Source organism: Yinghuangia sp. YIM S09857, from assembly GCF_051388915.1.
In the GTDB taxonomy this organism is placed as follows: Bacteria; Actinomycetota; Actinomycetes; order Streptomycetales; family Streptomycetaceae; genus Yinghuangia.
This window is the reverse complement of the sequence record NZ_JBPKBH010000007.1, coordinates 145,204-159,461: the sequence shown is the minus strand read 5'-3', so window position 1 is coordinate 159,461 and position 14,258 is coordinate 145,204. Positions and strand designations below refer to the sequence as shown.

General features: G+C 71.0%; 8 protein-coding genes. All 8 read left to right on the top strand.

Annotated elements, in window-relative coordinates; all coding sequences use genetic code 11:
* The first annotated feature begins 338 nt into the window (after positions 1-338).
* The 8 genes from uvrA to ACRX5S_RS16975 all read left to right on the top strand — a co-directional run bounded on the left by uvrA (position 339) and on the right by ACRX5S_RS16975 (position 14,165).
* Positions 339-3,185, top strand: coding sequence for an excinuclease ABC subunit UvrA (gene uvrA, locus ACRX5S_RS17010; RefSeq protein WP_436773778.1), 2,847 nt, complete (start codon positions 339-341; stop codon positions 3,183-3,185).
* Between the two features lie 298 nt (positions 3,186-3,483).
* Complete coding sequence (locus ACRX5S_RS17005) at positions 3,484-3,981, top strand: Rieske (2Fe-2S) protein (RefSeq protein ID WP_436773777.1); 498 nt, start codon at positions 3,484-3,486, stop codon at positions 3,979-3,981.
* A gap of 52 nt (positions 3,982-4,033) precedes the next feature.
* Positions 4,034-6,085: an excinuclease ABC subunit UvrC gene (gene uvrC, locus ACRX5S_RS17000; RefSeq protein WP_436773776.1), complete on the top strand. Its 2,052-nt coding sequence runs from the start codon at positions 4,034-4,036 to the stop codon at positions 6,083-6,085.
* A 285-nt stretch (positions 6,086-6,370) separates the two neighbouring features.
* Positions 6,371-7,201 (top strand): RNase adapter RapZ, encoded by an 831-nt coding sequence (gene rapZ, locus ACRX5S_RS16995; RefSeq protein ID WP_436774049.1) that lies wholly within the window; start codon positions 6,371-6,373, stop codon positions 7,199-7,201.
* A gap of 7 nt (positions 7,202-7,208) precedes the next feature.
* Entirely contained in the window at positions 7,209-8,216 is a 1,008-nt protein-coding gene (locus ACRX5S_RS16990) for a gluconeogenesis factor YvcK family protein (RefSeq protein ID WP_436773775.1), read from the top strand.
* A complete protein-coding gene (gene whiA, locus ACRX5S_RS16985) occupies positions 8,207-9,187 on the top strand; it encodes a DNA-binding protein WhiA (RefSeq protein ID WP_436773774.1) in 981 nt (326 codons plus the stop codon). The genes ACRX5S_RS16990 and whiA overlap by 10 nt, the downstream gene beginning before the upstream one ends.
* Before the next feature lie 254 nt (positions 9,188-9,441).
* Positions 9,442-10,698, top strand: a complete 1,257-nt coding sequence (locus ACRX5S_RS16980; RefSeq protein WP_436773773.1) for a GNAT family N-acetyltransferase — start codon at positions 9,442-9,444, stop codon at positions 10,696-10,698.
* A 233-nt stretch (positions 10,699-10,931) separates the two neighbouring features.
* Positions 10,932-14,165, top strand: a complete 3,234-nt coding sequence (locus ACRX5S_RS16975; RefSeq protein ID WP_436773772.1) for a M14 family zinc carboxypeptidase — start codon at positions 10,932-10,934, stop codon at positions 14,163-14,165.
* Positions 14,166-14,258: the final 93 nt, after the last annotated feature.

Sequence of the window (14,258 nt, the reverse complement as noted above, 5' to 3'; positions counted from 1 at the left end):
CGCGGTCGCCACGTCCCGACCGTATCGGCTGGGCGGGCCGACGGGCGAGCGCTTCGCGCCACCCGCGGCCCCGCGTGGCGCCTGGAACAAACCTCGCACGATCGAGTGAATCGTCCCCCGGTCGGGCCATAATCGAAAACGTGTGCGATAGCCTGGCGCACGCTGAAGGGGAACAAACGCGGGCCCCGGGCCGCTTACGATGGCCGGGGGACAAAGTCCGGGCCTGCCCGCAACCAGCCTTGAGCGCCGACCTGCGCTCCCGGCCGGAAGTCCAGTGCGCTCACATGCCGACCGCCCCGTGAGCCGTCAAAGAGCTGTCGAAGGGTTTCGAGTCTCCAGTGGCCGACCGTCTCATCGTCCGTGGCGCGCGCGAGCACAACCTCAAGGATGTCTCCCTCGACCTCCCACGCGACGCGCTCATCGTCTTCACCGGGCTCTCCGGTTCCGGCAAGTCGTCGCTGGCCTTCGACACGATCTTCGCCGAGGGGCAGCGCCGCTACGTCGAGTCGCTGTCGTCGTACGCCCGCCAGTTCCTCGGCCAGATGGACAAGCCCGACGTCGACTTCATCGAGGGCCTGTCGCCCGCGGTGTCGATCGACCAGAAGTCCACCAACCGCAACCCGCGCTCCACGGTCGGCACCATCACCGAGGTCTACGACTACCTCCGCCTGCTCTTCGCGCGCATCGGCCACCCGCACTGCCCGCAGTGCGGCCGCCCCATCGCGCGGCAGAGCCCGCAGCAGGTGGTCGACCGCGTGCTGGAGCTGGACGAGGGCACCCGCTTCCAGGTCCTCGCGCCGGTCGTGCGCGAGCGCAAGGGCGAGTTCGTCGACCTCTTCGCGCAGCTCCAGTCGCAGGGCTACAGCCGCGCCCGGGTCGACGGCCAGGTCGTCCAGCTCACCGAGCCGCCCAAGCTCAAGAAGCAGGAGAAGCACACCATCGAGGTGGTCGTCGACCGCCTCGCGGTCAAGTCGTCGGCCAAGCGCCGCCTGACCGACTCGGTGGAGACCGCGCTGCGGCTCGGCAACGGCATGGTCGTACTGGACTTCGTCGACCTGCCCGAGGACGACGAGAACCGCGAGCGGATGTACTCCGAGCACCTCTACTGCCCGTACGACGACCTGTCGTTCGAGGAGCTGGAGCCGCGCTCGTTCTCCTTCAACTCGCCCTTCGGCGCGTGCCCCGACTGCACCGGCATCGGCACCCGCATGGAGGTCGACCCGGAGCTGGTCGTCCCGGACCCGGAGAAGACCCTCGACGAAGGGGCGCTGGCGCCGTGGTCCAGCGGCCACGCGAGCGAGTACTTCGGGCGGCTGGTCGACGCGCTTGCCGACGCCCTCAACTTCCGCACCGACGTGCCGTGGAACGGCCTGCCGGTGCGCGCCCGCAACGCGCTGCTCAACGGGCACCGCACCCAGATCGAGGTGCGCTACAAGAACCGGTACGGCCGCGAGCGCGCGTACACCACCGCGTTCGAGGGCGCGATCCCGTTCATCGTGCGCCGCCACTCCGAGGCCGAGACCGACAGCAGCCGCGAGCGCTTCGAGGGCTACATGCGGCAGGTGCCGTGCCCGACCTGCGAGGGCACCCGGCTCAAGCCGATCGTGCTGGCCGTCACCGTGGCCGGGAAGTCCATCGCCGACGTCTCCGCGATGTCGATCAGCGACTGCGCCGACTTCCTCGGCGCGATCCGGCTCACCGCGCGTGAGAAGAAGATCGCCGAGCGTGTGCTGAAGGAGGTCAACGAGCGGCTGCGCTTCCTGGTCGACGTCGGCCTCGACTACCTGTCGCTCAACCGCGCCGCGGGCACCCTGTCCGGCGGCGAGGCGCAGCGTATCCGGCTCGCCACCCAGATCGGCTCCGGTCTGGTCGGAGTGCTGTACGTGCTGGACGAGCCGTCCATCGGCCTGCACCAGCGCGACAACCACCGGCTCATCGAGACCCTGGTCCGGCTGCGCGACATGGGCAACACGCTCATCGTGGTCGAGCACGACGAGGACACCATCCGGGTCGCCGACTGGGTCGTCGACATCGGCCCGGGCGCGGGCGAGCACGGCGGCCGGGTGGTGCACTCGGGGCCGTACAAGGACCTGCTGAAGAACAAGCAGTCGCAGACCGGCGCGTACCTGTCGCGGCGCAAGGAGATCGCGACGCCGACCGAGCGGCGCGTACCGGACAAGAAGCGGCGCCTCGTGGTGCACGGCGCACGCGAGCACAACCTGCGCGACGTCACCGTCGGGTTCCCGCTGGGCACCTTCACCGCGGTCACGGGCGTGTCCGGTTCCGGCAAGTCGACGCTCGTCAACGACATCCTCTACACGCACCTCGCGCGCGAACTGAACGGCGCGCGCTCGGTGCCGGGCCGGCACACCCGCATCACCGGAACGGACCTGGTGGACAAGGTCGTCCACGTCGACCAGGGGCCGATCGGCCGCACCCCGCGGTCGAACCCGGCGACGTACACGGGCGTGTTCGACCACGTGCGCAAGCTGTTCGCCGAGACGCAGGAGGCGAAGGTGCGCGGTTACCTGCCGGGCCGCTTCTCCTTCAACGTCAAGGGCGGCCGCTGCGAGAACTGCGCGGGCGACGGCACCATCAAGATCGAGATGAACTTCCTGCCGGACGTCTACGTCCCGTGCGAGGTGTGCCACGGCGCGCGCTACAACCGCGAGACACTCGAAGTGCACTTCAAGGGCCGGAACATCGCCGAGGTGCTGGACATGCCGATCGAGGAGGCCGGCGAGTTCTTCGAGGCGGTCCCGGCGATCGCCCGGCACCTCAAGACACTCAACGACGTCGGGCTCGGGTACGTCCGGCTCGGCCAGCCGGCCACCACGCTGTCCGGCGGCGAGGCTCAGCGCGTCAAGCTCGCCTCCGAACTCCAGCGCCGCTCGACCGGGCGCACCGTCTACGTGCTCGACGAGCCCACCACCGGCCTGCACTTCGAGGACATCCGCCGCCTGCTGGGCGTGCTGACCTCGCTGGTCGACAAGGGCAACACCGTCCTGGTGATCGAGCACAACCTCGACGTCATCAAGACCGCGGACTGGATCGTCGACCTCGGCCCGGAGGGCGGCAGCGGCGGGGGCATGGTCATCGCCGAGGGCAGCCCCGAGGAGGTCGCGGAGGTGCCGGAGAGCCACACCGGCAAGTTCCTCCGCGAGATCCTCGCCGACCGACTCTGACCGTCGCGGTGGTACGGGCTGTTCCGGCGGTACGCGCCGTCACGGCCGGAACGGCCCACACCGGCGGTCCTTGGGACGGCCGGTCCGCGGGCGTCGGTGTCCGCGGACCGGTCCCCGCGTCCGGGCGGGCGCGGCCGGTTCCCGCGGCGGCGAGGGGGAGGCGGGGAGGGTGAGGTGGCGTACGGCATCGGCGAAGGTGAGTTCGTCGAGGGCCGGGGTGGCCGAGGCCCTGTCCGATCCCGCTCCGCCCGATGGGATCATGGAGGCGGCCAGGGAACCCACGCAGACGGAGAGATGCATGAGCGAGCGCGGCAGGCGGACCAGCGGGGAGATGCGCGTCGCGAATGCGGCCGCCGACGCCGGGCGCGGCGTGGTGCCGGGCCGCCGGACCGTGCTGCGCGGCGTGGCCGCCGCCGGCGCGGCGGGCGCCGCGGGTGTCGCCCTCACCGCCTGCACGACGGAGAACTCGGGCGCCCAGGCGGACGGTCCGCGCGCGGGCGACCAGGGCCCGGTGACCATCGGCAAGGTCCCGGAGATCTCGGTGGGCGCCGGTAAGGTCTATCCGGACTCGCGGGTCGTCGTCACGCAGCCCGAGAAGGGCGTCTACAAGGCGTTCGACGCGCGGTGCCCGCACCAGGGGTGCCTGGTCAAGAAGGTCGAGCAGGGCGTCATCAACTGCCCCTGCCACGGCAGCCAGTTCGACGTCAACGACGGCTCGGTCGTGCGCGGCCCGGCGAACAAGGGCCTGCCGGAGCTGCCGACCAGGGTCGTCGACGGGGACGTCGTCGTCGGCTGACCCGCGCGGCCAACCGCCGCCGGACGCACGGACGAGAGGACCGAGGGAGCAGATGGCCGACCCGGCAACGTACCGCCCCAAGCCGGGCGAGATCCCCAACAGCCCGGGCGTGTACCGGTTCCGGGACACGCACGGGCGGGTCGTGTACGTCGGCAAGGCCAAGAACCTGCGGCAGCGCCTGTCGTCGTACTTCCAGGATCTCGCGGGCCTGCACCCGCGCACCCAGACGATGGTCACCACCGCGGCGGCGGTGGAGTGGACCGTCGTCGGCACCGAGGTCGAGGCGCTGCAACTGGAGTACTCCTGGATCAAGGAGTACGACCCGCGCTTCAACGTGAAGTACCGCGACGACAAGAGCTATCCGAGCCTCGCCGTCACACTGAACGAGGAGTTCCCGCGCGTCCAGGTGATGCGCGGGCCCAAGAAGAAGGGCGTGCGGTACTTCGGGCCGTACGGCCACGCCTGGGCGATCCGCGAGACCGTCGACCTGCTGCTCCGCGTGTTCCCGGTGCGCACGTGCAGCAACGGCGTGTTCAAGGCCGCCAAGCAGGCCGGACGCCCGTGCCTGCTCGGCTACATCGGCAAGTGCTCGGCCCCCTGCGTGGGCCGGGTCGACGCGGAGGAGCACCGCGAACTGGCGGACGAGTTCTGCGACTTCATGGCCGGGCAGACCGGCCCGTACATCCGCCGCCTGGAACGCGCCATGAAGCAGGCCGCGGCGGACATGGAGTACGAGAAGGCCGCGCGGCTGCGCGACGACATAGGGGCCCTCACCCGCGCGATGGAGAAGAATGCCATCGTGCTCGGCGACGGCACCGACGCCGACGTCATCGCGCTCGCCGACGACGAACTGGAGGCCGCCGTCCAGATCTTCCACGTGCGCGGCGGCCGGGTGCGCGGCCAGCGGGGCTGGGTGGTGGACAAGGTCGAGGACGTCACGCCCGCCGACCTGGTCGAGCACTTCCTCCAGCAGATCTACGGCGACCAGCGCGGCGACGCGGTGCCGCGCGAGGTCCTGGTCCCGGCGCTGCCCCCGCAGCCCGACGCGGTCGCGGAGTGGCTGTGCACGCTGCGCGGTTCGCGGGTGGAGTTGCGGGTGCCGCAGCGCGGCGACAAGAAGGCGCTCCAGGAGACCGTGCTGCGCAACGCGCAACAGGCTCTCGTGCTGCACAAGACCCGGCGCGCCGGCGACCTGACCACGCGCTCGCTGGCGCTCCAGGAGATCGCGGACGCGCTCGGCCTGGACACCGCGCCGCTGCGCATCGAGTGCTTCGACATCTCGCACCTCCAGGGCACCGAGGTCGTCGCGTCGATGGTGGTGTTCGAGGACGGCCTGCCGCGCAAGAGCGAGTACCGGCACTTCGCGATCAAGTCGTTCGAGGGACAGGACGACGTCCGGTCCATGCACGAGGTGCTGACCCGGCGGTTCAAGCACTACCTGGCCGAACGCGTGCGCACCGGTGAACCGGAGCTCGCCGGGATCGACGAGGCCGAGACGCCGAGCGGGCCCATCGATCCGGAGACGGGCAAGCCGAAACGGTTCGCGTACCCGCCGCAACTCGTCGTCGTGGACGGCGGGCAGCCGCAGGTCGCCGCCGCGAAGCGGGCGCTGGACGAACTCGGCGTGGACGACGTCGCGGTCTGCGGCCTCGCCAAGAAGCTGGAGGAGGTCTGGCTGCCCGGCGAGTCCGACCCGGTAGTGCTGCCGCGCAGCAGCGAGGCGCTGTACCTGATGCAGCGCGTGCGCGACGAGGCGCACCGCTTCGCGATCACCTTCCACCGCAAGAAGCGGTCGAAGGCCATGACGGCCAGCGTGCTCGACTCCGTGCCGGGCCTGGGGGAGACCCGGCGCAAGGCGGTCCTCGACCACTTCGGTTCGCTGCGCAAGCTGAAGGGCGCCACCGTCGAGCAGGTCATGGAGGTCCCGGGCATCGGCCGGCGGACCGCCGAGAGCATCCTCGGCGCGCTGGCCGGGACCGCCCCGAGGATCGCGGTCAACACCGCGACCGGAGAGATCATCACCGACGCCCCGGATGAGATCGTGGAGCCGGATCGTTCTGGTGAAGGAGCGCCGCCGCAGGCACCGGCCGACGCGGCTGAGTGAATCTGCGGGCGTGAAGCAGTGAACGAAGAGTGTGGGTGGGTCCGCCTCGTGCGGACATGAGGGACACTCGGCATCTGCGGGGAACGCCGAGCCTGGCATCTCCCAAGCAGGTGTGGAAGCAGGAGGAACCGTGAGTAAGCGCAGTGTCACCCGGCGGAGGACGCCGTGAGCGAGGCGGCCGAGCCGGAGGCGACCACGCCCGGCGGCGGCACCGGGCCCGCGGTGGGCCCGGGCGGCGAGCCGGAGTCCGTGCACGGCATCCCCGAACTGGTGATCATCTCCGGCATGTCCGGTGCCGGGCGCTCCACCGCCGCGAAGGGCCTGGAGGACCTGGGCTGGTTCGTGGTGGACAACCTGCCCCCGTCGCTGATCCCGGCGATGGTCGACCTCGGCGCCCGGACGCAGGGTGCGGTGGCGCGCATCGCCGTCGTCGTGGACGTGCGCGGACGCACGTTCTTCGACGATCTGCGCGAGGCGTTGGCCCAGTTGGAGAGCGCCGCCGTGGTGCGCCGCATCGTCTTCCTGGAGGCCGCCGACGACGCGCTGGTGCGCCGCTTCGAGAACGTCCGGCGCCCGCACCCGTTGCAGGGCGACGGCCGCATCGTGGACGGCATCGAGGCCGAGCGCGCGCTGCTGCGCGAGTTGCGCGGCGAGGCCGACCTGGTCATCGACACGACCAACCTCAACGTGCACGAGCTGCGCGCCAAGATGGACGCGCAGTTCGCGGGTTCGAGCGAACCGCGGCTCAAGGCGACGGTCATGTCGTTCGGCTTCAAGTACGGTCTGCCGGTCGACGCGGACCTGGTGGTCGACTGCCGGTTCCTGCCCAATCCGCACTGGATCCCCGAGCTGCGCCCGTTCACCGGCACCGACGAGCCGGTCTCGCGGTACGTCTTCGACCAGCCCGGCGCCAAGGAGTTCCTGGACGGCTACACGGAGTTGCTGCGCATCATCACGGAGGGCTACCGCCGGGAGGGCAAGCGCTACCTGACCCTCGCGGTCGGCTGCACGGGCGGCAAGCACCGCAGCGTGGCGATGGCCGAGCGGCTGGCCAAGCGCATGCAGGAGGACGGCGTCGAGGCCGTCGTGGTGCACCGCGACAAGGGACGCGAGTGATGCCCGCGTGAACAATTTGGCGAGCAACGGCTACCAGTACGCGCGGCACACCGGTCCCAAGGTCGTCGCACTCGGCGGCGGCCACGGGCTGTTCGCGTCGCTGTCCGCGCTGCGCAGGCTCACCGACGACCTCACCGCGGTTGTGACCGTCGCCGACGACGGCGGTTCGAGCGGGCGGCTGCGGCGCGACCTCGGCGTACTCCCGCCCGGCGACCTGCGCATGGCGCTTGCCGCGCTGTGCGGGGACGACGAGTGGGGCAACACGTGGAGCCGGGTCATCCAGCACCGCTTCCGGTGCGAGGGCGATCTCAACGGCCACGCGGTCGGCAACCTGCTGATGGTCGCGCTGTGGGAACTCCTGGACGACGACCCGGTGGAGGCCCTCCAGTGGATGGGCCGCCTGCTCGGCGCGCACGGGACGGTGCTGCCGATGTCGGCGGTGCCGCTGCACATTGAGGCGGACGTCCGCGGCCACGACCGCGGCGCGCCGTCCGCGGTGACGACCGTGCACGGCCAGCACGCGCTGGCCAAGACGCCCGGCGAGGTGCTGGGGATACGGCTCCAGCCGCAGGACCCGCCGGCCGTGTCGGAGGCGGTGGCGGCGGTGCGCGAGGCGGACTGGGTTGTCCTGGGCCCCGGTTCGTGGTTCACCAGCGTGCTGCCGCACCTGCTGGTGCCCGAACTGGCCGCGGCGCTGGTCGAGACGAAGGCCCGCAAGGTGCTCGCCCTCAACCTGGCCCCGCAGCCGGGCGAGACGGACGGGTTCTCGCCCGAGCGGCACTTGGAGGTGCTCGCCGAGCACGCCCCCGGCCTGACGTTCGACCTGGTGCTGGGGGACAGCGACCTGGTGGACGACGTGGACGAGTTGGCGAAGGCCGCGGCGGGCCTCGGCGGGCAGGTGCTGCTGACGCCGGTCGCCGTCGGCGACGGCACCCCGCGACACGATCCGGGGCGCCTGGCCGCCGCCTACGGCCGGATCTTCGTTGATCGTGAAAGGATCGCGCCATGGCGATGACGGCAGCAGTGAAAGACGAGCTCAGTCGGCTCCCGGTGACGCGGTCGTGCTGTCGCAAGGCGGAGGTCTCGGCCCTTCTGCGTTTCTCGGGGGGCCTGCACCTGGTGGGCGGACGGATCGTGGTCGAGGCGGAGCTGGACACCGGCGCCGCCGCGCGGCGTGTGCGCAAGGACATCCTTGAGGTGTACGGCCACCAGTCCGACCTTGTGGTCGTGGCGGCGGGCGGTCTGCGGCGTACCAGCAGGTATGTCGTGCGCGTGGCCAAGGACGGCGACCAACTGGCCCGGCAGACAGGCCTGTTGGACGGCCGCGGGCGCCCGGTGCGCGGGCTCCCGCCGCAGGTGGTCTCCGGTGCGACGTGCGACGCGGAGGCCGCGTGGCGCGGCGCGTTCCTGGCCCACGGCTCGCTGACCGAGCCCGGGCGCTCCTCGGCGTTGGAGGTGACCTGCCCCGGTTCCGAGGCGGCGCTGGCCCTGGTCGGCGCGGCGCGGCGGCTGGGCATCTCCGCGAAGGCGCGCGAAGTGCGGGGCGTGGACCGGGTCGTGGTGCGCGACGGCGACGCGATCGGGGCGCTTCTGACCCGGTTGGGCGCGCACGAGAGCGTGCTCGCGTGGGAGGAGCGCCGCATGCGTCGCGAGGTGCGGGCGACGGCGAACCGGCTGGCGAACTTCGACGACGCGAACCTGCGGCGTTCGGCCCGTGCGGCGGTGGCCGCGGGGGCGCGGGTGCAGCGGGCGCTGGAGATCCTGGGCGACGAGGTTCCCGAGCACCTCGCCGCGGCGGGCAAGCTCCGGCTGGAGCACAAGCAGGCGTCGCTGGAGGAGTTGGGCGGCCTGGCCGACCCGCCGCTGACGAAGGACGCGGTGGCCGGCCGCATCCGCCGCCTGCTGGCGATGGCCGACAAGCGCGCGGGCGACATGGGCCTGCCGGGCACGGACGCGAACCTGACCGCGGACATGCTCGTTTCCTAGTGCCCTGGCCGGCGAGGTCTGCCGTGAAGCGGTGAACCCTGCCGGTCGCGGCACCAGGCGGGGTGCGTCCCGTCGGATCCACCGGTTCCGTGTCGTGCGCCCGCTCGGGCGGGCGAGAAGCGCACCGGCCGTCGCGGGCGCGGGATAAATCAGTCGAAAAGGCCGACCGGCGGCAATACGTTGCTCCGGTCGGCTTTTTCACGTCCGTGTGCGGCACACCGCGGGCACGGCGCATGCAGTCGCGGGAGAGGACCATGGTGGAGATCCGCACGATCACCGAGGACGAGCTGAGCCCGTGGGGCGTGGCGCTGGACGTGGGCTTCCTGCGTGTTCCGGACCACACCAAGGAGGTCCGCGACCAGTGGGCGGAGCATCTCCGCGACGTCGTGGACCTGGACCGCACGCAGGCCGCGTACGACGGCGACGCGATGGTCGGCACGTTCCGGAGCTGGGGCGGCGAGATCACCGTGCCGGGTGGGGCGTATCTGCCGATGAGCGCGATCACCAACGTCACGGTGACCGCGACGCACCGCCGCCGCGGGCTGCTGACCCGCATGATGCGCGCCGACCTGGACGCGGCGGCGGCGCGCGGGGAGGCGGCGGCGATCCTGATCGCCGCCGAGTACAACATCTACGGTCGCTTCGGGTTCGGGGCGGCGACCGACATCTCCACGTACCGCGTCGACCTGTCGCGCACCCGCCTCACCGACGCCGAGCTGGCGCGGCGCGAGGACGGCGGCCGGGTCGAGATCGTCACCCCCGAGGCGATGGTCGAGCTGGGGCCGCGGATCCACGGCGCGTTCCGGGCGCACACGCCGGGGGCGATCACCCGGCAGCCGCTGTGGTGGCAGCTCTACACCGGGGTGCGCAAGCGCCCGGGCGGGCGCGGTGCCGAGAACCGCTTCTACGCGGTGTACCGGGACCCGTCGGGGGAACCGACCGGCTATCTCGCGTACCGCATCGACGAGGTCTGGGAGGACTTCCTGCCGAAGGCCACGCTGCACGCGGACCAGGTGATCGGCGCGACGCGCGCGGCTGAGGCGGCACTGTGGGACTTCGCGGCGCAGGTGGACTACGTGGTGCGGATCAGCGCGGGCGAGCGGCCCGGGGACGATCCGCTGCCGCTGCGCTTCACCGACCCGCGCGCGGTGACCTGGGACAGCGCCCGCGACTTCGTGTGGCTGCGGCTTCTCGACGTCCCGAAGGCGCTGGCGGCGCGGACCTACGAGGTGGCCGGTTCCGTGGTGCTGGAGGTCGAGGACGAACTCGGGTACGCGGCGGGCCGGTTCAAGCTGGAGGGCGGCCCGTCCGGGGCGGTCTGCGCGCCGACCGACGAGCCCGCGCAGTTGCGCCTCGGCGTGGGTGCCCTCGGCGCGCTCTACCTGGGCGGTAATTCGGCCGTCCGGCTCGCCGACGCGGGTGCGCTCGCCGAGGTGGCGCCGGGTTCGCTGGCGGTCGCCGAGGTCATGTTTCGGACCGCGCGGGCGCCTTGGTGCCCTGACTGGTTCTGACCCCCGGAGCGGGCCCCCGGCCGCTTCGCCAACTGATCGTTATGCGGACAATGATGACCGTCCAGCGGTTTTCCATTTCACCCTGTCCGGGACATGGATTCCCGTACCATGCGAAACGCGTGTAGCACGGCGGGTCTCCGGCACCACCAACAGCCCCCGGGAACAAGGGGGTTGGCGATCAAGCCCGCCGGGCTCCATCCCCACGCGCCTGCCCACTCACATCAGGGGGTTGAGTGAGACGCACAAAGGGTTCCCGCAGATCTACGCGCATCGCAGGTATCGGGCTCGCGGCCCTCTCGCTCGTCGTCGGCACCGTGTCGGCTCTGCCGGCGGCGCAGGCGGCGGAAGAGGACGCCGACCCGTCGTTCCCGGTCGTCACCCAGGTCGCGGACGTCGCGCTTCCGCAGGCCGGTGAGGCCGGGAAGAAGGCGTACCGGGTCACGTTCGCCGCCGACGACGCCGCCAAGGTCTTCGCGCTGGGCATCGACCGCACCGAGACGCCCATGAGCACGACCCCGGACGGCAAGGTCTCCGCCGAACTGGTGCTGTCCGAGGCGGAGGCGGCAAAGCTCACCAAGTCGGGCGTCACCGTCCAGGCCCGCGGCAACCAGTCCGCGGCCGGTGCCCGGTCGGCCACCGCCGCGGGCGGCGTCTACAAGCGCTACGCGGGCGAAGGCGGCCTGGCCGCCGAGCTGCTGGAGCTTTCCAAGGCCAACCCGAAGATCACCAAGCTGGTGTCCATCGGCAAGACCACCCTCGGCCAGGACATCCTGGCGATGAAGGTGACCAAGGACGCCAAGGGCAAGCGGGACGGCGACAAGCCGCCCGTCGTCTACATGGCGAACCAGCACGCCCGCGAGTGGATCACGCCGGAGATGAACCGCCGGCTGCTGCACTACTACGTCGACGGGTACAAGAACGGCGACCAGGAGATCAAGAAGATCGTCAACTCGACCGAGCTGTGGTTCGTGCTCTCCGCGAACCCGGACGGCTACGAGTGGACCTGGCAGCCCGACCAGCGCCAGTGGCGCAAGACCCTGCGCGACAACGACGGCAACGGTGTGATCACCAGCGCCGACGGTGTCGACCCCAACCGCAACTTCCCGTACAAGTGGGGCTACGACAACGAGGGTTCGTCGCCCGACCCGTTCAACGAGACGTACCGCGGCCCGGGCCCCGGTTCCGAGCCGGAGACCAAGGCGATCGACCGCCTCATGGCGAAGATCGACCCGAGGTTCGTGGTCAACTACCACTCCGCCGCGCAGCTCCTGCTGTACGGCGTGGGCTGGCAGGTCGCCACGCCGAGCCCGGACGACAACATCGCCAGGGCGCTCGCGGGCGACCACGCGCACCCCGCGATCCCGGGCTTCGAGTCGCAGCTGGGCGCAGCGCTCTACACGACCAACGGCGAGACCGACGGCTTCGTCGACGTCGTGCACGAGGGCATCGCGTTCACGCCCGAGATGTCGACCTGCGAGACGGCGTCCAACTGGGATCCGAACGACGCGTGGGAGCCGGACGCCTGCGAGAGCATCTTCACCTTCCCGGACGACGAGACGCTGATCCAGCGCGAGTTCACCAACAACATCCCGTTCGCGCTGTCCGTCGCCAAGTCGGCGCCGCAGCCCGACGAGCCGGTGTCGTCGATCGGCTGGACCGCCCCCGACCTGGCGATCCACAAGTTCGACACGTCGTACGCGGAGAAGGGCGACGAGCAGTGGGTGGCCGTCGACGCCAAGCAGAAGCTGTCCGACGTGAAGATCAACTACAGGGTCAACGGCGGCAGGACCAAGACCGACGGGGTGCAGCGCTGGGACGGCGGTGAGAGATACGGCGGCGAGGACGGCAAGAACTGGTACCGCCAGTACCGCGGATCCGTCGACAACAGCAAACCCGGCGACTCGGTCGAGGTCTGGTACACGGCCAAGAAACGCGGCTCGGGCAAGGTGGAGTCGGAGCACTTCACCTACACGGTCGCGCCCGGCATCGAGGAGGGCGCCGACGTCCTGGTGCTCGCCAACGAGGACTACAAGGGCGTCAACCCGGTGTACCCGCCGGGCACCGACGCGCCGAAGTACGCGAACGAGTACCTGGACGCGATCCGCGCGGCGGGGCACAAGCCCGTGCTGTGGGACGTCGACAAGCAGGGCGTGCCCGACTCCATCGGCGTGCTCGGCCACTTCAAGGCGGTGGTCTGGTACCTGGGCGACAACCGGCTGACCCAGGACGCGGCCGACGAGTTCGTGCCGGTCGGCGGCGCCGGGACCCTGGTGCCCGACGCGCAGGTCGCGGACCGGGCGTTCCAGCTCACCATGGAGGTGCGCGACTACCTCAACGAGGGCGGCAAGCTCCTCTACTCCGGTGAGACGGCGGCGTACTACGGTCCGCTGCGCGGGGTCAACGGCGGCGGCATCTACTACGGTCTCAAGGGCGAGCCGCAGACGCCGTGCCGCATCACCACGAGCTACCGCGACGACTGCGAGATCCTGTCCGACGACTTCACCCAGTACTACCTCGGCGCCTACGACCGCGGTTCGGTCAACGGCGTCAACGGGGTCGTCGGCGTGCGGGACCCGTACACCGGGCTGAACGTCGGCCTGCCAGGCACCGCGAGCAACCCGGTCGACGAGGCGGGCGGCTTCCTCACCACCAGCTCGATGCTGCCGCCCGCGGAGTTCCCGCAGTTCACCAGTTACTCGGCGGCGGAGTACGCGGGCGTGCCGTCCGGCCCGTTCACCCCGTACGAGGGCGTGAAGTACATCGCGGGCCCGCACCAGGACGACTCGTACAAGCGCCTGACCCGCACGATCGACCTGACCGGGGTCACGGCGGCCGACGCGGCGAAGCTCACCGCGCAGATGTCGTGGGACGTCGAGGAGGGCTACGACAACGTCATCGTCGAGGCGCACACCGTGGGCCAGGACGACTGGACCACGCTGCCGGACCTCAACGGCCGCAGCTCGCAGGCGGTTCCGGCGGAGTGCGAGGCCGGGTTCTACCTCAAGGACCACCCGTTCCTCGCGCACTACCTGACGCTCACGAACCCGTGCACGCCGTCGGGGACGACGGGCGCCTGGAACGCGTTCACCGCCAACTCGGGCGGCTGGCAGCCGGTCGCGTTCGACCTGTCCCCGTACGCGGGCAAGCAGGTCGAGGTGTCCATCAGCTACGTCACCGACCCGAGCGCGGGCGGCACCGGCGTCTTCGTGGACGACACGAAGATCACCACGGCGGGCGGCGTGCTGGAGTCCGAGGGCTTCGAATCCGGCCTGGGCGCCTGGACGCTGGCCCCGGCACCGCCCGGTGACCACTCGCCGGCTCCGTTCCTGCACACCAACTCGGTGTTCGGCAACTCGGTGGTGGCCACCGGCGACACGCTGCTCTTCGGCTTCGGCGTGGAGCAACTGCCGACGCAGGCGGAGAAGGACGCGGTGCTCGGCAGGGCGGTCGCGTACCTGCTCGACTGAGGCGCGGAGCACAGCCTGACGCAGCAGTCCGAGGCTGTGTTCCCGACGTTCTCGACGTTCTCGAAGAAAGGCGCAGCGCACAACGGCCCTGGG

Bases quoted from the DNA above. Each gene is read 5' to 3' on its own strand.
- ACRX5S_RS17005 (WP_436773777.1), top strand. From the start codon at position 3,484: ATGAGCGAGCGCGGCAGGCGGACCAGCGGGGAGATGCGCGTCGCGAAT.
- uvrC (WP_436773776.1), top strand. From the start codon at position 4,034: ATGGCCGACCCGGCAACGTACCGCCCCAAGCCGGGCGAGATCCCCAAC.
- rapZ (WP_436774049.1), top strand. From the start codon at position 6,371: ATGTCCGGTGCCGGGCGCTCCACCGCCGCGAAGGGCCTGGAGGACCTG.
- whiA (WP_436773774.1), top strand. From the start codon at position 8,207: ATGGCGATGACGGCAGCAGTGAAAGACGAGCTCAGTCGGCTCCCGGTG.
- ACRX5S_RS16980 (WP_436773773.1), top strand. From the start codon at position 9,442: ATGGTGGAGATCCGCACGATCACCGAGGACGAGCTGAGCCCGTGGGGC.